Source organism: Mycobacterium dioxanotrophicus (assembly GCF_002157835.1).
GTDB lineage: Bacteria > Actinomycetota > Actinomycetes > Mycobacteriales > Mycobacteriaceae > Mycobacterium > Mycobacterium dioxanotrophicus.
The window spans coordinates 1,749,614-1,767,158 of sequence record NZ_CP020809.1; the positions used below are offsets into that span (position 1 = coordinate 1,749,614).

Below are 17,545 nucleotides of genomic sequence, written 5' to 3' on the forward strand. Positions count from 1 at the left end.
CGGATCACTCGTCGTCACCCTCGCGCGCGGCCAGTGCCTGCTCGACTCTCTGGCGAGCGCCGGCTAAGTGTTCCTCGCATCGTTTTGCCAGCTCTTCACCTCTTTCCCATAGGGTCAGCGACGCGTCAAGATCGAGGCCGCCCTGTTCGAGTTGCTGCACGACGGCAATCAACTCGTCGCGGGCCTCTTCGTACCCCAACTCACTAATGGGCTTCATTCCGATCCTTCTGCCGTGCTCTTCTCGGGGCCTTCGCTCACCGCGACCACCACACCGTCGGACACCCGCACCCGCAGCTGCGTGCCCCGCGGCGCGTCGGCCACCGAACGCAACACTGCGGGAGAACCCGAGGTGGGCACGGTCTGCACCACCGCGTAACCGCGCGCCAGCGTTGCGGCCGGGCCCAGGGTGGTCAGCCGCGCCGAAAGGTGGCCGATGGTCTCCCGCTCCGCCGAGATCAACCGGGTGATGTCACGTTGCGTGGTGGCGCGTGCCCGCTGGATCTCGTCCTCTCGGGCAGCCAGCGAGGCCAGCGGCAGGGCCAGCACCGGGCGGCTGCGCAGTTGGTCGAGGTGGTGCTGTTCGCGATGTACCCAGTTGCGCAACGCGCGGGCGCTGCGTCTGCGCTGGTCGGTGACCAGGGCCTGCTCAGCGGCGGCATCGGGCACGATGCGCTTGGCGGCATCGGTCGGTGTGGCCGCGCGCAGGTCGGCGACCAGATCGCACAACGGGTTGTCCGGTTCGTGGCCGATCGCGCTGACCACCGGTGTGCGGCAGGCCGATATGGCCCGACACAGCGTTTCGTCGGAGAACGGCAGCAGGTCCTCGACGCTGCCGCCGCCCCGGGCCAGCACGATGACGTCGACGGCAGGGTCCCCGTCGAGGGTTGCGAGTGCCTCGACGATCTGCGGCACCGCGTTGGGGCCTTGGACGATGGTGTTGCGGATGGCGAACCGCACGGCGGGCCAGCGTCCGGTCGCGACGGTGGTGACATCGTGCTCGGCGGCCGACGCGCGTCCGGTGATCAGGCCAATGGTGTTGGGCAGGAAGGGGATTGGCCGTTTGAGCCGCGGGTCGAACAACCCTTCGGCATCCAGCAGGCGGCGCAGCCGGTCGATGCGGGCCAGCAACTCGCCGATGCCGACGGCGCGAATCTCGTTGACCCGCAACGAGAACGAGCCACGGCCGGTGTAGAAGTTGGGTTTGCCGCAGATGATCACCTGGGTGCCCTCGGTGAGTCGGACCGGGGCGTTGCGCACCAGGTCGCGCGGGCAGGTCAGGGTCAGCGACATGTCGGCGGCCGGGTCGCGCAGCACCATGAACACGGTCTTCGAGTCAGGCCGCACCTTCAGTTCGGTGAGCTGACCTTCGACCCACACGGCGCCGAGCCGGTCGATCCACTTGGCGACGCGCGTCGCGACGGCGCGAACCGGCCACGGGTTCTCCGGTGACTGGCCGGGTTCGGTCACTTCGCGGTCGCGCGGGTGATCCTGTTGGTGAGCAGCGTGACGAACGGCGCGCGGGCCCGGCCGGCCTCCTCGTAGGCCAGTAGAGCCTCCAGATCCGCGACGCGCAGCGAGGTCAGCCGAGCCCGCAATTGCGCCAGCGTCAGAGCGTCGTAGCCCACCTCGCCGACGATCGCGGGCACGGTGCCCGTCGCGGCCGGCTTGGGTGCAGCGGCCCGACCATTGCCTGCGACACTGCCGGCTCCCGGCTCACCGGTGCTGTAGAGGGCGAACCTGCCTTCGGTGCGGCGTTCACTTTCGGTCTGCGGGCCGTCGCCCTCGTCGACACCGGTATCGAGGTCTTCGTCGAACGTCGCCCACTCGGGCTGTTCGTCCTTGGGTGGAAACAGCTGCTCGAGCGCTTCGTCACCCTTGATGACCAGCTCGGCGAGGTTCTGCTGCACGTGCATGAAGAGGTTGGCGGCCTGGCTGGCCATGGTCATCGGGTACGTGAGAATGGTGTGGGGCAGCCTGCGGGTCTCCTCGATCGCCGTCACCGCCGCGCCTACGAGCAGCCGGACCCCATACGGTGCAGTTCCCATGGGCACCAGACTACGGCTGGCTCACTCAAGGCGGCTCCCCGTACCCTGGTGACATGCCGCCAACAGTGAATATGGGTATCCCGGGTGCCTCCAGCTCGGTGAGTTCCGGCGTGGCCGGCAAGCGCGTCCTGCTGGCCGAGCCGCGGGGCTACTGCGCAGGCGTCGACCGCGCCGTGGAAACCGTCGAGCGAGCGCTCGAAAAACACGGAGCACCGGTCTACGTCCGCCACGAGATCGTGCACAACGTGCACGTGGTGCAGACCTTGGCCAAGGCGGGCGCCATCTTCGTCGACGAGACCGACGAGGTGCCGGAAGGCTCGATCGTCGTGTTCTCGGCCCACGGTGTCGCGCCGACGGTGCACGAATCGGCTGCCGTGCGCGACCTCAAGGTCATCGACGCCACGTGCCCGCTGGTCACCAAGGTGCACAACGAGGCCAAGCGGTTCGCCCGCGACGACTACGACATTCTGCTCATCGGCCACGAGGGCCATGAGGAAGTGATCGGTACGGCAGGCGAGGCGCCCGACCACGTCCAGCTCGTCGACGGCCCGGATTCGGTGGACAGCGTCACCGTCCGCGACGAGGACAAGGTGATCTGGCTGTCTCAGACCACGCTGAGCGTCGACGAGACCATGGAAACCGTGCAGCGGCTGCGGGAGAAGTTCCCCAAGCTGCAGGATCCGCCGAGCGACGACATCTGCTACGCCACGCAGAACCGTCAGGTGGCGGTCAAGGCCATGGCACCCGAATGCGAGTTGGTCATCGTGGTCGGCTCGCGCAACTCGTCGAACTCGGTCCGGCTCGTCGAGGTGGCGCTGGGCGCCGGATCTCGCGACGCTCACCTCGTGGACTACGCCGAGGACATCGATCCGACCTGGCTGGAGGGCGTCACCACCGTGGGCGTCACCTCCGGGGCGTCGGTGCCCGAGGTCCTCGTCCGCGGTGTGCTGGAGCGGCTTGCCGACTACGGCTTCGACACCGTGCAGCCGGTCACCACGGCCAACGAGACGCTGGTGTTCGCGCTTCCGCGAGAAATCCGTCCGCCGCGCGCCTGAGCGCGTTCAGCCGTCGTACTCCCAGGTGTTGTCCCGGCCGCGCGTAGATGAGCGCGGCCGGCTCCTGTACTCCCTGCGGTCGTCTTCGTCCTCGGCGCCGCGGTAGCGCACCCGCGAGACGGGGTGGTGGGTCGGGCGGCCGTTCGAACTGCCGTTGCCGTTGCGGGGCGCTTCGAACGGCTCCTCGAACGGTTGGTAGTCGTCGAAACGACGCCGACGCGGCTGCCGGTCGTGGGCCGCGGCGCTGTGCCGCTCAGGCGGAGGTTGTTTACGAGGTTCGCGCGGCTGGGTACGTACCCGACGGCGGGCGTCGGCAGGCGGAACCACGGGTGGTTCGGAGGCTCGTGGCGCCCTCGGCCTGCGGGGCCGCTCGGGCAGTGGCTCGCCGAACTCGTCGAGCAGCGGGCGGCTGGGCCGGGGACGCGGAGGCGTGGTCCGCTTGGCCGCCCGACGCTCGGTACCGGCCTCCTCGGCCGCTTCGGGGCGCCGCCGCCTGGGCCTGTCGGTGCGGTCGGGTCGCTCGGTGGTGCGGTCCGTACGGCTGGTTCGGCCGGCTCGCTCGGGACGCTGCGAGCGGTCGCTGGTCCGCCGTCGCCGTGGCGCCTCGTTCTCGGATGTCTGCGCCGAGGATCGTCGCGTTGGGGGTTTGCGGAGGATCAGCCCTGACAGCTTCGTTGTGACAGCCGCCACAATTCCGGTTTTGGCCGCGGCGACCGTCGCTTTTCGCGTGTTGCCGCTCTCCGTGCTCTCGGCGTTCGCGGCCTTGGCGGCGCTGTGTCGGGTGGCGAGGGCGAAGTACCAGCGAGCCAGGCCGATCAGCAATACCGCAGCCGTGGTGAACAGCATCAGCGGGAAACGTTCGATCAGCGGATACCCGCAGTTGATCGCCAGGTCTTTGACGCCGCCCAATTGGCCGCCGTGGAACAGGAAATAGGACCCGGGTACGGCCACGAACAGGATCAACGGCGGCTGGATCACCGCCGTGAACACCCCGGATTGCCGCACCGCGAGCACGGCCCCGAGGCAGCCCAGGACGTAGCAGACGGCGAAGAATGTGCTGAGTTCTCGGTCACCGGATCCGGCGTCGAAAGCGAAGCCGATCGCGGTAGCCGTCACAGCCAGCAGCACAGCACCCCACCACGGCACACCAGGCCATTTGGGGTACACAGAGCGGTGGTCAGCCGGCACTGCCGACTGTGCGCGCTGTCCGGACACAGGTAGACCGTACCGGCTCAACGGCACCGCGTGCCGCCAGCGCGCGCTGGCGTGCCCCCGACACTCTGGCAGACTGTGGTTCCTGTGAGCCTGAACCTGGGAATCGTCGGTTTGCCGAACGTAGGTAAGTCGACTCTGTTCAATGCCCTGACACGCAACAACGTGTTGGCGGCCAACTACCCCTTCGCGACCATCGAACCCAACGAGGGTGTGGTCCCGCTGCCGGATCCCCGCCTCGACGAACTCGCGAAGATGTTCGGCTCGGAGAAGCTCGTCCCGGCGCCGGTGACGTTCGTCGATATTGCCGGAATCGTCAAAGGCGCATCCGAGGGCGCGGGGCTGGGTAACAAGTTCCTGGCCAACATCCGCGAATGCGACGCGATTTGCCAGGTCGTCCGGGTGTTCACCGATGACGACGTGGTGCACGTCGACGGCCGCGTCGACCCCCGCTCCGATATCGAGGTCATCGAGACCGAGCTGATCCTCGCCGACATGCAGACGCTGGAGAAAGCGGTGCCCCGGCTGGAGAAGGAAGCCCGCACCCATAAGGACCGCAAGCCCATCTTCGATGCCGCAGTGGCGGCCCAGGAGGTGCTCAACAGTGGCAAGACGCTGTTCAGTGCGCGTGCGGACGCGTCGCTGCTCCGCGAGCTCAACCTGCTGACCACCAAGCCGTTCCTCTACGTGTTCAACGCCGACGAGGGTGTCCTGACCGACGAGGCCCGCAAGAGCGAGCTGCGCGAACTCGTCGCCCCGGCCGACGCGGTGTTCCTCGACGCGAAGATCGAGGCGGAACTGCTGGAGCTCGACGACGAGTCCGCGGCCGAGCTGCTGGAGTCGATCGGTCAGACCGAACGCGGGCTCGACGGACTGGCCCGGGCCGGGTTCCACACCCTGCGGCTGCAGACCTACCTGACCGCGGGGCCGAAAGAAGCGCGTGCCTGGACCATCCACCAGGGCGACACCGCGCCGAAGGCGGCCGGCGTCATCCACAGCGACTTCGAGAAGGGCTTCATCAAGGCCGAGGTGGTCTCCTTCGACGACCTCGTCGCGGCCGGGTCGATGGCCGCTGCCAAGGCGGCAGGCAAGGTGCGGATGGAAGGCAAGGACTACGTCATGGCCGACGGCGATGTGGTGGAGTTCCGCTTCAACGTCTAGCGCGTCGTTGACTCTGCGGCGAAATCAACCCAGCTGGTGCGGACCGCGCTTGGCAGTTGCCTCCGCGAGCCGCGCGAGTGATTCCTGCATCTGTCGCATCCCGATCACGGGCAGGCGGTCGATCATCTCGGTATTGCGGAATGCTGACCAGTCGTATGTTTCGGTGACCAGGGTTTGGTCCGGTCCGATCGGCGTCATCCGCCATGTCCAGGTATGGCCGGCTGGTTCCTTGCCGGGTTCAGCTGGGGCCCAGCCGATTGCGCGGCCGGGTTCAAAGCAGATGACGTGGTTCTCAACCTTGTGCGGTCCTCGGATTTCGTTCTGCATGTCCATCATGAACTTCGCGCCGACGTGGGTGATTACGGAACCATCCGAGCAGCCGACGACAAATCCGCTGGTGTCGAACGTCACGTGATTGGTGGGCCGCGCTATGTAGTCGAAGATGAGGTCGGCCGCGGCATTGATGACGGCGGTCACTTCGATACGTCTGTCGTCGGCCGACATCTCGCCACTCCAATCACGAGGTGGGTGGTTTCTAATGTTGACCCAAACCCGGGCAGGCACTCATCGGTTGGCTTGCAAGACGACGGCATTTGCGTCAAGGCTTCAACGTCTAGATCGTCGTTGACTCTGCGGTTACGGCGAGGTGCTCTCGAAGTTTTGCGCCCTGCTCACAGAGTCGATTGCTTTGGACGACGTGCTAGTCGACTGCACAGCAGGAGGACGCCGATTGGCAGAGGGCAAGGATGCTGTCCGACGTTTGTCGACGACGGAGTTGGGTCAGGCAGCTGGCCCCTGTGCCGGATCTTCCACCAGCACGTACACATAGGCGGCCACCTGACCGGTCTCGCTGTTGACTGAGATCGGGACGCGCCGATACCCGGGCCCCTCGAATTCGTCGAGTCGGCGCCAATGTGCTGGTAGTTCAGGCGAGGCGAAGACGTACACGTCGACCTCGGGACCTGAGTCGTCCAGAACGATGCCCGGGTAGATGCGCCAGCCGGGTTCGTGTAGGTGACCTCTGACCGACCCGCGGGTCCAGGTGCCCGAGAGCTCCTCGAGGACGTGTGCGTTCGAGCGGCCCGGGGCGAGCGTGCCGTAGGTGGCCAGCCGGTGTTCCAGCCCGAGTCGATGGTCGGCAGTGCTCATCCCACAATTGTTGCCTGCCTGCGCCTGAACGCGGCGATGATGGCGGCGGCGGCCTGGTCGATTCCGGCGGCGGTGTCGACCCGAATAATCCCGGTACTCCAGGGCTCATAGGCTCGGTCTTCGACTTGTCGCCACGTCGGCACGGTCAAACCCTCGATGTCTGAAGACCGCGCCTCAACCCATCTTTTGTGCAGATCGCGGTCACTGCAGACCACTTCAACGTCGACGAGCAGTGCGTCGGCTGCGCGCGCCGCGTCAGCCCAAGCCTGCCGCGTGACGGCGAGAGGATTCACACTGTCGGCAACGACGTCATGGCCTGCGTTCAGAAAATCTGCTGTGACGGCATAGGCGATCCGATAACCGGCGTCGGGACACGCCGACCACCCACCCGAGGCGTTGATCACCCCGGAAGTGGTCAACGCGGCCTCGATCGTGTCGAGCCGCACATGCACCGCGCCGACCGCTGAACTCACCCGACGGGCGAGCGTCGTCTTGCCGACGCCTGGCAGACCTGACAGGACGACGAGCACCGATTTCGGTTTCGGGGCGGTCACGGAATTCGATGCTACGGCCGTGACCGGTACCGATGACCGGCCGCAGCGCCCATGTCGGTGGTCGGGTCTAGCGTGCGCGGCATGAAATTTGTTTCGACCCGGATCATCACCGCCGACGTGTTGCGTCTGGTCACCTTCTACGAGCTCGTGACAGGGGCCACTGCGATCTGGGGCAATGAGCTTTTCGCGGAAATCCCTACGCTTGCAGGCACTTTGGCGATCGGTAGCGACAAGACCGTTCCCCTGTTCGGAGCCGGGTCCGCCGAGCCGGCGGCCAACCGCACGGCGATCATCGAATTTATCGTCGACGACGTGGACGCCGAGTACGAGCGGCTGCGCGAACAGGTTCCCGAGGTGGTGACCGCGCCGACGACGATGCCGTGGGGAAACCGTGCGCTGTTGTTCCGCGACCCTGACGGAAACCTCGTCAATCTCTTCACCCCGGTCACCGAAACGGCGCGCGCAAAGTTGGGGGTATAGCGCGCCGCACGAGCACAAGGGGCAAACGCCCGCCACGTGCACTTTCGAGTTTGCGCCGCATCGACCGCTGGACCTGACCGGCAGCTACCAAGACGATCAGCGCGACGGCCTGTTGTCCCAGCGGCGAGCGTCGCAGGCGCCGCCACCACGTCGGAGCGGGCGTCGTGGTGCGGCGGCCCAGTCGATAACCGAGCCACATCGCTGCGACCGCGACGCAGATCAGTTCGAGGGCCACCATGACGTGAGCCTGTCGGGTCGTGGTCGCAGGAAGGTCACAGGCGAGGCACGCCTTGATGCCCGTTCACGCGGCACGGCCGCGTCGTTCCGTCAATCCATCGGCTCGACCCACTGGGCCCGCGACGCCCCGCGTTCGAACGGATCACCGAAATACTGTGTCTCCCGGACGACTTCACCGTTCTCGAACTCCATGACGCTCACCACGTAGAACGGCTGCCCGTCGTAGGTCAAGACGAGTTCGCTGATCCACAGATCGCCGCCGCCGAGGATCCGACGGACCGTGAAACGCTTCGCATTCGGCTGGGCTTGGCGCGAGGATTGAATGTTGTGGCGGCCACGGATCCGTTCACCTGACTGTGGATACTCGAGAACCGCGTCAGCTCGGTAGATGCGATGTTCGGCATCGAAGTCGTTGACGTCGGAGGCAGACCAATGGGCTTCGAGCGCGCGCCGCACGGCACTGTCGTTCATGACGGCCCTTTCCCGATGTGGACGTACCAAGTCTCCCGCTGATTCCGAAAAGGAGCACCGGCCCCGGCTAGGTCTATGGTTGAAGTGTGGCTGACGACCGCACCGGCACGTCCGCTGAGCTTCGACGCAAGGCCGACGCGCTTGATGAGCGCGAGGATGTGATCGAGCAGCGTGAGGCTGAGGTCACCAGACGTGAACTCCTTGCCGACAGGCGCGATTGGATCGCTGACGAGCGCGAACGAATCGCCGACGAGCGCGAACAGTTGGCGGACGACCGGGAGCGGCGCGCCGACGAGCGCGAGGGTACGGGCGTGGAGCAAGAGCTCAGCCGGCAGCGACGCGTCGACGAACGAATCGGTCGGCGTGTGGCCGAGGCCCGACGCGAGCAAGCCGACATCGACCGGGAGACGGCCGAGACCGAGGGGCTGATCCGCTTCGAGAAGTACTGAGCGTGCGCCATCGGCCGCCTCATATCGTCATGGGCGACGTAGCATTCTGTGGTGGGTTTTGACGTCCCGCCGGAGGCATACGGGCGGTACATGGGTCGGTACGCCGAGCCTCTCTCGGAGGTTTTCGGCGCATTTGCCGGGATCGGCGCCGGTGCCAAGGTGCTCGACGTGGGCTGCGGGCCTGGGGCGCTGACATCGCATTTGTTGTCGATCGGAGCTGAGGTTTCGGCGATCGACCCGTCGCCGTCGTTTATCGATGCGGTCCGGGTGCGCTTCCCGCAGGTTGACATCCGTCGCGGTACTGCAGAGGAATTGCCCTATGACGCAGGTACTTTCGACGCCGCGCTGGCGCAGCTGGTAGTGCACTTCATGACAGATCCCGTAGCCGGCATCAGACAGATGGCGCGGGTGACCCGGGTCGGTGGTGTCGTCGCGGCGTGCGTGTGGGATGGGCCCAGCGGCGCGCTGGCGCCGTTCTGGAATGCGGTTCATGTGCTGGATGCTGCGGCGACGGACGAGGCGCTGCTCTCGGGGGCGCACCGGGGGCACCTGACAGAGATATTCGAAGCTGCCGGTTTGCATGACGTGCATGAAGACTCCATTGCCGTCGATGTCGTGCACCCCACGTTTGAAGAGTGGTGGGAGCCATACACATTCGGTGTCGGTCCAGCTGGCGATTATGTTCAGCGGCTCGACGACGATGGCCGTGCACGGCTGGCGGCGGTGGCCCGTGAACGTTTGGGTGACGGGCCATTCACTGTCACGGCCACTGCATGGGCCGCACGCGGGACGGCGTGAGGACGACGGTCAGTCGACCGAACTGACCGTCGCGTTGCAGATGGGCAGTGCGGCGTTGAGAGTGTGGGCGACATCAACGCCCGGCGCGGTGACGACCACGGTTCCGATACGCGGGCACGCTTTGCCGGATACGGTGTCGATCGCGGAAGCCTCGATGTCCGCATTCGCAGTGTCACCTGGGTTCAGGGTCAGTCGATGTGCCGCCGCCGCGGGACGCCTGTCGACGTGCACCAGGACGCCACCGGCTGCGGTCACCAGGTCGGCTCCCGGGTAGCCGACAAGCGTGCAGGGGTGTGACGACGTGTTCTTGAAGGACACGGCCAGCCGGCGCAGGGTGTCGGCCGATACGACGTCTCCGTTGGAGATCGCGAGATCGGCGTCGGTGCACAGGCCGAGTTCTGCGGGCACGTTGGTCGCCGATGGGGACGGTTTAGGCGGTGCGGATGACGCGGGCGCCGCGGAACTCGCCGCGGATGTCGACGACGGCGACGACGGCGATGAGGTTGGCGTCGAAGCGTTCTCGTGTGAAGCCGAACACCCCGCGATCAGAACGAGGGCCAGCACGGGCAGCATCCGATTCATGTCCCACTCCCGGCCACGCGAACATATCCGTCAGGTCGGGATGAGTATGTACCTTGCGCGGCCCCCGGGAGCCGGGTTCAGGTGTTCGTGCCGCACCCCATTTCGAGCATGATGAGCCGCAGCCGCCGCAGAGCGTAGTGCAACCTCGATTTCACGGTTCCCTCGGCGATGCCCAGATCGTCGGCGATCTGCCGGGTGGTCCAGCCGAGATAGAACGACCGACTGAGCACGGCGCGGTGGGTTTCGGGCAGGTGCGTCAGCGCCTCGGCGAGCAACATTCGGTCCAAGGCGGCGTTCACCTCATCGGCTCCCAGTTGGTCGGGCAGCTCCGGCACCTCAGGAGAACTGATCTCACAACGAAATCGGGCCGTTCGGCTGCCGTCGATGACGATGTTACGGGCGACAGTGAAAAGCCAGGCTCCTACGGGTGGCTCGCCCTCGGTGGACAACATGTGACGCCAAGCCCGCAGCAATGTCTCCTGTACCACGTCCTCGGCCCTGGTGCGATTGTTGGTGAGCCGGAAGGCATAACGGCGCAACGGGGCAGCGTGGTGATGGTAGAGCTGCAGCATCTGATCGCTCGGGCGCTCGACAGTCAGCATCCGACACCTCCGGTTGGGTTGCTGAACCCAGCCTTCCCGCGGGCACGGAGGAATTCCTCGGTGCTGGCCGCAATCCGCTATACCTGCCAGCAGGTATAGCGACGCTCAGTCGAGAGTGACGGAGATCTCATCGCCGAGTTGGTAACCGCGCGTGAGCGGCAACCGGTCACCGCTCCAGAACGAACCCGGGTCGAAATAGTTCTCCCGTTTCTCGGTGTTGATCAGGCCCATTTCCTCGTAGGTGATGGCGACGGTCTCCGCGCAGTACGCGGTCTCCAGACCGGCTTCGCGCTTTCGTGCTTTGTCCCGCTGAGCGGACTCACGAATCTTCTTGTGCACGAACGGCATTCCGCGGGTGAAGTCGCTCACGATCGGCAGTCGGCCACGCATCCACCGGCCCGTCAGCCGTGCGGTGGTCGGAAACGCGGTGCCGTTCATCCGGGCCACCACCTTCAGCAGCCGATCTTCCTGCTCGCGGGTGGCGAACGGAGTCAGCTGGCGCAGCCAGCAGCGCTGCCCGTAGTGATTCATCCACTGCTCGACCACCTCGCGGGCGTCATTGAGTTGCACCCCACGGTGGTGGGTGCCGGTCCAGAGATCCACCAGTTTCTGGCCCAGCTCGGCATGCCAGATCAGCGGCGGCAGATCGTCGATGGCCACCGTCATCCCGACGTGATTCACCGGGGCATTGGTCAGGGTCTGGATGGCTCGGTCCGGACCGGAGCCTCCTCGGAACAGCCAGATGTCGCCGGTCCGCGTCTCCTGCAATGCCCGGGTGAGGGACACCGTGTGTGCGTTCACCCGGGCAGCTTATGCAGAATCTCGTCATGAAAAGTCTTTGGAAGTGGATTGGTTTGGCCGGTGTCGCCGGAGTGGTGGCCGGTGGCGTGCTGGTCGTCCGCGATCAACGCAAGCGCAACGCGTATACCCCGGACGACATCCGGGCCCGGCTGCATCAGCGGCTGGCAGACGCGGACTCCCCGCCGGCGAGCTGATTCGACGGTGACTTGCGTTCACGCTGAACGTGCTGACGTTCACCGAATCGCATACAGGCGGTGTTGTCCGGCGAAGCCTTTCAGCTCGACCTCGCGGCCCTCGTCGAACGCGATGTCGTCTTGGCCGCCAATGGCGTCCCGGACCGCTGCGCTGACGAGCGTTTCGCCGCCCTCGGCCTGCGCGGCCACGCGTGCGGCCATCGCCACGTTGCGGCCGAACAGATCGTCGCCGCGTCGCACTGACCGGCCGCTGTGGATACCGATGCGGACGCGAATGCCGCTCGGCTCTCGCTGCATCGCGCGTTGCAGGTCGACGCCACAGCGCACCGCCTCGCCGGGCTGAGCGAAGGCGATCATGTAGCCGTCTCCCTGGTTCTTGACCACATGCCCGGAGTGGTTCTTCACGTACTTCTGGACCAGTCGGTCATGACGGCCCAGCAGTTTGACCCAGGCCCGGTCGCCCATTTGCTCATTGAGAGCGGTGGAACCCTCGATGTCGGAGAACAGGATGGTCACCTTGCCATTGGGTGCCAGCCGGGCGAGGTCGGGGCGTTCGACCTCGGCCCAGTCAGCCAGGTCCTCGATGGACGAGCGCACCGCGGCGCCGAAGCCCTCCTTACGCAGGATGTTCGCTGTCTGCCAGACGGTCTTGACGGCCTCGCGGCTGCCGGACAGCAGCATCGCTCGGGTGTCGGCACGACGCCGCAGCTCCTCGGCTTCCTCACGGCTGGTCCGTAGCCGCTGCGAGACCACCATCAACGCAATTGCTTCAGCTACGGCGACAAGACCCAGTACGACGATGGCAACGAGGGAAAGGCTCACCGCACCAGTATTCGATACCGCCCAGGTGGCGGTGCGACGTTCGAAGCGGGGCCTTAGGCGAAGCAGTCCTTGCAGATCGGCCCGGACAGACCACTGCGGGCGAGCCGACTGCGGTGTTGCACGAGAAAACACACCGCGCAGGTGAACTCATCTTCCTGCATGGGAATGATGCTCACCGACAGCTGCTCACCGGACAAATCGGCACCAGGCAGCTCGAACGGTTCCACCGAATCGGATTCATCTATATCCACTTCTCGTCTCTGCGCGGTTGACCCCGGCAGGAACTCCGGTAATGCCTGATCAGAACCGCCGGCGGCGTCTGCCCGTCGTGCGTCGTAATCGACTGCCATGGCCAATCCCATCTTCTCCACGCCCCCACGAACTGGGCATCACGCACCGAAACAGACGTGTACCCGTTTTCGCGGAACGGAATCACCGGCGAAGTCGGTAAACAGGGGGCCGAGTGGCCAGTTGACGCACACGATTCGCGATTTCGCGAGTCAAAACTGGCCACTCGACGGGATGGGCGATGCGCCTGTCCTGCGCGTTACCACCCCTCCGTCAACACCCGGTCCAGGGCGTCGACGTAGAAATCCGCGCCTGCGATGTCGATGCACAAAGGAGGCTTGGTTTTCAGGATGTTCTGGTGATCTCCGGTGGGTTGGATGATCACGCCGAGCTCGAGCATGCGGTTGCAGATGAGCGTGGTTTCCTCGGTGGCGGGTTCGAGGGTCTCGGGGTCGCGGATCATCTCGACACCGAGGTACAGGCCGACACCGTGGACGGTACCGATGATCGGGTGCTTGGCAGCCAGCGCCTGCAAGCGTGACTTGAGGTGGGCTCCGACCTCAACGGCGTTCTGCTGCAAGCCTTCATCGTGGAGCACGTCGAGCACCGTCATGCCGATCGTGCATGACAGCGGGCTTCCGCCGGTGGAGGAGAAGAAGTAGCCCTGGCTGCGGAACGCCTCGGCGACTTCGCGACTGGTGACGACCGCCCCCAACGGATAGCCGTTGCCGAGTGATTTCGCCATCGACACGATGTCGGGCACGACGCCTTGCTGCTGGAAGCCCCAGAACCAATGACCCAGACGGCCGTAGCCGACTTGCACCTCGTCGGCGACCGCGTATCCGCCGTTCGCGCGTACCGCGCCGTAGACCTTCTCCAGATAGCCGTCGGGCAGTGCCATGCCGCCGGCGTTGCCGTAGACCGTCTCGCAGATGAACGCCGCGGGCGCTCGTCCGTCGCCGGCCAACTGTTCGATCTGGGCCACGGCCTCGTCGGCGTACCGCCCGAGGTCAGTACCCCGGTACTTACCGCGGAAGCTGTTGGGTGATTCCACGGTGTGCACCCAATGTGGCCGGGTGGCAAGCGCATTCGGGTTGTCGGCGGTCGACGTCGACACAGCGTCGGTGCCGTAGGTCCAGCCGTGGTACGCCTCGCGCATCGCCACCACGTCAGGGCGGCCTGCGGCTGCGATGGCCAGGCGCAACGCGAGGTCGCTGGCCTCGGACCCGGAGTTCACCAGGAACACGGTGTCCAGCGGTTCGGGCAACAGGCCGGCGAGGCGCTCGCTGAATTCGACCACTGCCGCGTAGTTGAAGCGCGAATTGGTGTTGAGCCTGCGCAACTGCCGCGCCGCGGCCGTGGCGATCCGCGGGTGCGCGTGCCCGAGCACCGTGACGTTGTTGACCATGTCGAGGTAGCAGCGACCGCTGGTGGCCATCAGGAAGTGCCGCCAACCACGTTCGATCTGCGGCGGTTTGCGGTAGTAGTGCTCCTGCACCGGCGCGAACGACTGGTCCCGGCGCGAGATCAGGTCGCCGTCGGCCGCATCGTCGGTCAGGGCGGGCAAGCCCAGCAGGGGTCGCGGGTCGCGGCTCAGCGCCAGCCATCCCGGTGCCAGGGCGGGTGTGGTCAGCGCCGGTGCCTCGGGCGCTCCGACGGGCCGTACTGCCACGTGCGTCCACCGGCCAGCGGTGGCGACTCCCAGTGCGCCGTCGTCGGCAGCGGCGGTGATCCCGGAGACCGTCAACTCGACATCCTGGCCGCGGAAAGTCACGGAATCTGCTGTGCGAGCGACAATTTCACCGGCAAACGGCGCGACGAGCGATACGGATCCGGCGGGCCACAGGCTGATCCCGGTCGGCACCACAGCGGGTTCGGCCTGGCTCAGGGGAGGGGCTTGGGTTATCCGCGGTCTGCCGAACTGGGTGACCACCAGGCGGGCTCCGTCAGCCACTGCGGCCCTTGCGAATTCGTCTTCGAGGCCGGGCCGTAGCCAGGCGCCCGGTACGAATCCGGAATCGAGTGCATCGGAGGTCACCGACAGGTCCAGCGTCGTCACGGCCGCGGGGTCGAGTCCGGCGATCAGCGGCGTCGTGGCCGTCAGTGGGGCCGCCGGGACGCTGAGGCCCAGGTCGGCCTTGATCAGCTCCGTCATCACCTCGATGGGCACCGAGGTGGCCTGCTCGAACATCTGCCATTCACCGTCGGACTGCTCGGTGATGTAGGCGTTGTCGGGGTCGAGCGCCGCCTGCTGCGCGCCGCTGACGATGAGGACCGCCGTCCGCAGGACGAGCAAGGGCCACAAGACTTCCGCCTCGGCGGCCGTCAACGGGCGGATCCGGTGGAATGCCCGTACGCCCGGCAGGATGTGCGTCGGGCCGTTGCCGGGATGCTGCAGTACCGAGGACAAGGTGATCGCCAGTTCACCGACCGCCCAGCTGTCGGTCAGATCGCCGAGGTCGATGATCCCGTCCGGATGCACGGCGCCGCCGGGGGCGTGCGACACCACCACGTTGGCATCGGTCAGGTCCATGTGGATGGCTTGCCGGGGCAGCGCGTCGGCGTACGGTTCGATACGGGCCCAGGCGGATTGGGCCGCGGCCACGATGCGGCCCCGGTCTCCTTCATCGGCGACGTGGGAGGCCAGCGTCGTCACCACGTCGGCTCCGTAGCGCAGGTCCCACTGCAGGATGCGGTCCAGGCCCGGGTGGTTGAACCCGGCCAGTGCGCGCGTGACGCGGCCGGCCACGTCGCCCAGTTCGGCGACGGTGTCCGGGGACAGGTAGCCGGCGTCGAGCAGTGCGCCTCCTGGCAGGTAGCGCAGCAGCCGCAAGTACGCCGTACCGTCGAGCAATCCGGTGACCGCGGTGCGTATCTCGCCACGGATGTTGGGCTGGGGGACCGCGACCCGCAGGCCCGGCTCGGTCGTCGCGATCAGTTCGGCTGCCAGATCCTGGGCGGTCAGCTCGGTCTCGTTGAATGCCGGGTTGGCGATCTTGAGCACACCGATGACGGTGTCGCCCTGGGTCACCAGAAAGTTCTTGTCCTGTTGGCTGCCCAGCGATTTCGCCTGCGCCTCGATGCCGAAGTGGGTCGCGAGCAGCTGCTGGGCCCGTGTCTCGGTGACCTGCGGCGCGGGCAGTTCGGGCTCGGTGAGGAAGTTGAATCCGATGGTGTTCACACGCTCAGTGGTCATCGGTTCACGAACTCCACGACAACTTCGGTGAACGCATCGTTGTCGTCGCCTGCGGCGGTGTGGCCGGCCTCGGAAAGCTCGGCGAACTCCGCGGCGGGCACCTTCTCCAGGAAATCCTGAACCCCCGCGGTGCTCACCACATCCGAGAGCTTTCCGCGGATCAGCAGGATCGGGATGGTCAGGGCCATCGCCGCACGCTCGATTTTGTCCACCCGCATGAACGGGTCGTCTTCAGGTTTGGTCAAAAACGCAGGATCCCAGTGCCAGTACCACCGGCCGTCGCGCAGTCTCAGGTTCTTCTTCAGGCCCTCGGGGCTGCGCGGTTTGGTGCGGTGTGGAAGGTACTCGGCGACCGCGTCGGCCGCCTGCTCCAGCGAGTCGAAGCCGTGCACATGGTTGAACATGAAGTCGCGGATGCGGGCGCTACCGCTTTTCTCGAAGCGGGGCACCACGTCGACCAGCACCAGCTTGGTCACCAGGTCCGGCCCGGCCTCATGGGCGGCCAGTATCCCCGTCAACCCGCCCATGCTCGCGCCGATCAGCACCACCGGCCGACCCAGCTGGTAGAGGATCTGCACCACATCGCCGCACAGCGTCTCGATCGAATAGTTGGCGCTCGGGGACCGATCGCTGTCGCCGTGGCCGCGGGAATCCAGAGCGATGACACGCAACCCCTGGTCGGCCAGGATCTGGCCGGTGTTCTTCCAGGAATGCCGGTTCTGGCCGCCGCCGTGCAGCAACAGCACGGCGGGCCGGTCGTTGGATGCGTCGGCGTTCCATTCGTCGCCCACCAGACTGAGGTCGTCGACCCCGCGGAACGTGACGACGCGTGATTCGCTGTGTTTCCCGGTGCTCACGGACATTCCTCTCGGCCGCCCCCCGTGCCGTCACGTTACCCAGGGCGGCGATGAGTTTCGGGCGGCGGGAGGGTCTGTTCTGGAAACGACACCTGCCGGACACGCACAAGGAGGCCCCAATGCCACCGATCACGCCCGCCCTCTGGTTCGACGGTCATCTTGCTGAAGCTGCCGAGTTCTACCTCTCGGTGTTCCCCAACTCGTCGATCGAAGAGCTCAACGACGTGTCTGTGGTTTTCGTGCTGGACGGCCACCGCTTCATCGGCATCAACGGCGGCCCGCAGTTCCCGTTCACCGAGGCGGTGTCGTTCATGATCGGCTGCAAGGACCAGGACGAAGTCGACTACTACTGGAGCCGCCTCACCGACGGCGGGCAGGAGTCTCAGTGCGGCTGGCTCAAGGATCGGTATGGGTTGAGCTGGCAGGTTGTTCCGGACCGGCTGTTCGAACTCATCAGTGATCCCGATCCTGCGCGGGCGCAGGCCGCGACCAAGGCGATGATGGGGATGCGCAAACTGGTGGTCGCCGAGTTGGAAGCAGCCGCCGACGGCGCCTAGCTCCCCCGTGTCGGCAGCCGCCCACCCGGCACGAC

General features: G+C 66.2%; 22 protein-coding genes. 7 read left to right on the forward strand and 15 right to left on the reverse strand.

The window, feature by feature from the left end; genetic code table 11:
- Positions 1 to 4: 4 nt before the first annotated feature.
- From BTO20_RS08405 to BTO20_RS08415, 3 genes are read right to left on the reverse strand one after another with little or no spacing between them, the layout of a single operon-like run.
- On the reverse strand, positions 5 to 217 hold the full coding sequence (locus tag BTO20_RS08405; RefSeq protein WP_087074955.1) for an exodeoxyribonuclease VII small subunit: 213 nt from the start codon (positions 215 to 217) through the stop codon (positions 5 to 7).
- Positions 214 to 1,467, reverse strand: a complete 1,254-nt coding sequence (gene xseA / locus BTO20_RS08410; protein WP_087074957.1) for an exodeoxyribonuclease VII large subunit — start codon at positions 1,465 to 1,467, stop codon at positions 214 to 216. The genes BTO20_RS08405 and xseA overlap by 4 nt, the downstream gene beginning before the upstream one ends.
- Positions 1,464 to 2,045, reverse strand: coding sequence for a lipid droplet-associated protein (locus BTO20_RS08415; protein WP_087074960.1), 582 nt, complete (start codon positions 2,043 to 2,045; stop codon positions 1,464 to 1,466). Before BTO20_RS08415 ends, xseA begins: the two co-directional genes overlap by 4 nt.
- Positions 2,046 to 2,098: 53 nt before the next feature.
- On the opposite strand from BTO20_RS08415, the gene BTO20_RS08420 reads away from it, so the two are divergent.
- Complete coding sequence (locus tag BTO20_RS08420; RefSeq protein WP_087074962.1) at positions 2,099 to 3,100, forward strand: 4-hydroxy-3-methylbut-2-enyl diphosphate reductase; 1,002 nt, start codon at positions 2,099 to 2,101, stop codon at positions 3,098 to 3,100.
- 6 nt (positions 3,101 to 3,106) lie between these two features.
- On the opposite strand, the gene BTO20_RS08425 is transcribed toward BTO20_RS08420, so the two are convergent.
- Positions 3,107 to 4,315, reverse strand: coding sequence for a DUF6542 domain-containing protein (locus BTO20_RS08425; protein WP_198344297.1), 1,209 nt, complete (start codon positions 4,313 to 4,315; stop codon positions 3,107 to 3,109).
- 84 nt (positions 4,316 to 4,399) lie between these two features.
- Between BTO20_RS08425 and ychF the strand changes: the two genes are divergently transcribed.
- Positions 4,400 to 5,473 (forward strand): redox-regulated ATPase YchF, encoded by a 1,074-nt coding sequence (gene ychF / locus BTO20_RS08430; protein WP_087074966.1) that lies wholly within the window; start codon positions 4,400 to 4,402, stop codon positions 5,471 to 5,473.
- A gap of 24 nt (positions 5,474 to 5,497) precedes the next feature.
- On the opposite strand, the gene BTO20_RS08435 is transcribed toward ychF, so the two are convergent.
- From BTO20_RS08435 to BTO20_RS08445, 3 genes are all read right to left on the reverse strand, one after another.
- Positions 5,498 to 5,977 (reverse strand): SRPBCC family protein, encoded by a 480-nt coding sequence (locus BTO20_RS08435; RefSeq protein ID WP_087074968.1) that lies wholly within the window; start codon positions 5,975 to 5,977, stop codon positions 5,498 to 5,500.
- 276 nt (positions 5,978 to 6,253) lie between these two features.
- Positions 6,254 to 6,622, reverse strand: a complete 369-nt coding sequence (locus BTO20_RS08440; protein WP_087074970.1) for a gamma-glutamylcyclotransferase family protein — start codon at positions 6,620 to 6,622, stop codon at positions 6,254 to 6,256.
- Complete coding sequence (locus BTO20_RS08445; protein WP_198344298.1) at positions 6,619 to 7,176, reverse strand: AAA family ATPase; 558 nt, start codon at positions 7,174 to 7,176, stop codon at positions 6,619 to 6,621. The genes BTO20_RS08440 and BTO20_RS08445 overlap by 4 nt, the downstream gene beginning before the upstream one ends.
- Before the next feature lie 81 nt (positions 7,177 to 7,257).
- Here BTO20_RS08445 and BTO20_RS08450 point away from each other — a divergent pair, with 81 nt between their 5' ends.
- Positions 7,258 to 7,656 carry a VOC family protein gene (locus BTO20_RS08450; RefSeq protein WP_087081800.1) on the forward strand — a complete coding sequence of 133 codons (399 nt, stop codon included), beginning with the start codon at positions 7,258 to 7,260 and terminating at the stop codon, positions 7,654 to 7,656.
- Between the two features lie 327 nt (positions 7,657 to 7,983).
- Here the strand turns inward: BTO20_RS08450 and BTO20_RS08460 are convergent, their stop codons facing one another.
- Positions 7,984 to 8,364, reverse strand: coding sequence for a nuclear transport factor 2 family protein (locus BTO20_RS08460; RefSeq protein ID WP_087074972.1), 381 nt, complete (start codon positions 8,362 to 8,364; stop codon positions 7,984 to 7,986).
- 86 nt (positions 8,365 to 8,450) lie between these two features.
- Between BTO20_RS08460 and BTO20_RS08465 the strand changes: the two genes are divergently transcribed.
- Together BTO20_RS08465 and BTO20_RS08470 are read left to right on the forward strand one after the other, a co-directional pair.
- Complete coding sequence (locus tag BTO20_RS08465; protein WP_087074974.1) at positions 8,451 to 8,813, forward strand: hypothetical protein; 363 nt, start codon at positions 8,451 to 8,453, stop codon at positions 8,811 to 8,813.
- A 51-nt stretch (positions 8,814 to 8,864) separates the two neighbouring features.
- Positions 8,865 to 9,611 carry a class I SAM-dependent methyltransferase gene (locus tag BTO20_RS08470; protein ID WP_087074976.1) on the forward strand — a complete coding sequence of 249 codons (747 nt, stop codon included), beginning with the start codon at positions 8,865 to 8,867 and terminating at the stop codon, positions 9,609 to 9,611.
- 9 nt (positions 9,612 to 9,620) lie between these two features.
- Here the strand turns inward: BTO20_RS08470 and BTO20_RS08475 are convergent, their stop codons facing one another.
- The 3 genes from BTO20_RS08475 to BTO20_RS08485 all read right to left on the reverse strand — a co-directional run bounded on the left by BTO20_RS08475 (position 9,621) and on the right by BTO20_RS08485 (position 11,596).
- On the reverse strand, positions 9,621 to 10,019 hold the full coding sequence (locus tag BTO20_RS08475) for a DUF4232 domain-containing protein (RefSeq protein ID WP_157680169.1): 399 nt from the start codon (positions 10,017 to 10,019) through the stop codon (positions 9,621 to 9,623).
- 251 nt (positions 10,020 to 10,270) lie between these two features.
- The gene (locus tag BTO20_RS08480) at positions 10,271 to 10,795 is read right to left on the reverse strand and encodes a sigma-70 family RNA polymerase sigma factor (protein ID WP_087074980.1); all 525 of its coding nucleotides are present in this window, start codon (positions 10,793 to 10,795) and stop codon (positions 10,271 to 10,273) included.
- Positions 10,796 to 10,900: 105 nt separating this feature from the next.
- Entirely contained in the window at positions 10,901 to 11,596 is a 696-nt protein-coding gene (locus tag BTO20_RS08485; protein WP_232491092.1) for a guanylate cyclase, read from the reverse strand.
- A gap of 26 nt (positions 11,597 to 11,622) precedes the next feature.
- Here BTO20_RS08485 and BTO20_RS39865 point away from each other — a divergent pair, with 26 nt between their 5' ends.
- The gene (locus BTO20_RS39865) at positions 11,623 to 11,790 is read left to right on the forward strand and encodes a hypothetical protein (protein WP_087081804.1); all 168 of its coding nucleotides are present in this window, start codon (positions 11,623 to 11,625) and stop codon (positions 11,788 to 11,790) included.
- A gap of 39 nt (positions 11,791 to 11,829) precedes the next feature.
- On the opposite strand, the gene BTO20_RS08495 is transcribed toward BTO20_RS39865, so the two are convergent.
- The 4 genes from BTO20_RS08495 to BTO20_RS08510 form a co-directional block, all read right to left on the reverse strand.
- Positions 11,830 to 12,546, reverse strand: coding sequence for an adenylate/guanylate cyclase domain-containing protein (locus BTO20_RS08495; RefSeq protein ID WP_087074983.1), 717 nt, complete (start codon positions 12,544 to 12,546; stop codon positions 11,830 to 11,832).
- 119 nt (positions 12,547 to 12,665) lie between these two features.
- Positions 12,666 to 12,962, reverse strand: a complete 297-nt coding sequence (locus BTO20_RS08500) for a DUF4193 domain-containing protein (protein WP_087081806.1) — start codon at positions 12,960 to 12,962, stop codon at positions 12,666 to 12,668.
- A 197-nt stretch (positions 12,963 to 13,159) separates the two neighbouring features.
- Entirely contained in the window at positions 13,160 to 16,096 is a 2,937-nt protein-coding gene (locus BTO20_RS08505; protein ID WP_087074985.1) for an aminotransferase, read from the reverse strand.
- Positions 16,093 to 16,953: an alpha/beta fold hydrolase gene (locus BTO20_RS08510; RefSeq protein WP_087081808.1), complete on the reverse strand. Its 861-nt coding sequence runs from the start codon at positions 16,951 to 16,953 to the stop codon at positions 16,093 to 16,095. Before BTO20_RS08510 ends, BTO20_RS08505 begins: the two co-directional genes overlap by 4 nt.
- A gap of 119 nt (positions 16,954 to 17,072) precedes the next feature.
- Here BTO20_RS08510 and BTO20_RS08515 point away from each other — a divergent pair, with 119 nt between their 5' ends.
- A complete protein-coding gene (locus BTO20_RS08515) occupies positions 17,073 to 17,510 on the forward strand; it encodes a VOC family protein (protein ID WP_087074987.1) in 438 nt (145 codons plus the stop codon).
- Positions 17,511 to 17,545 lie beyond the last annotated feature (35 nt).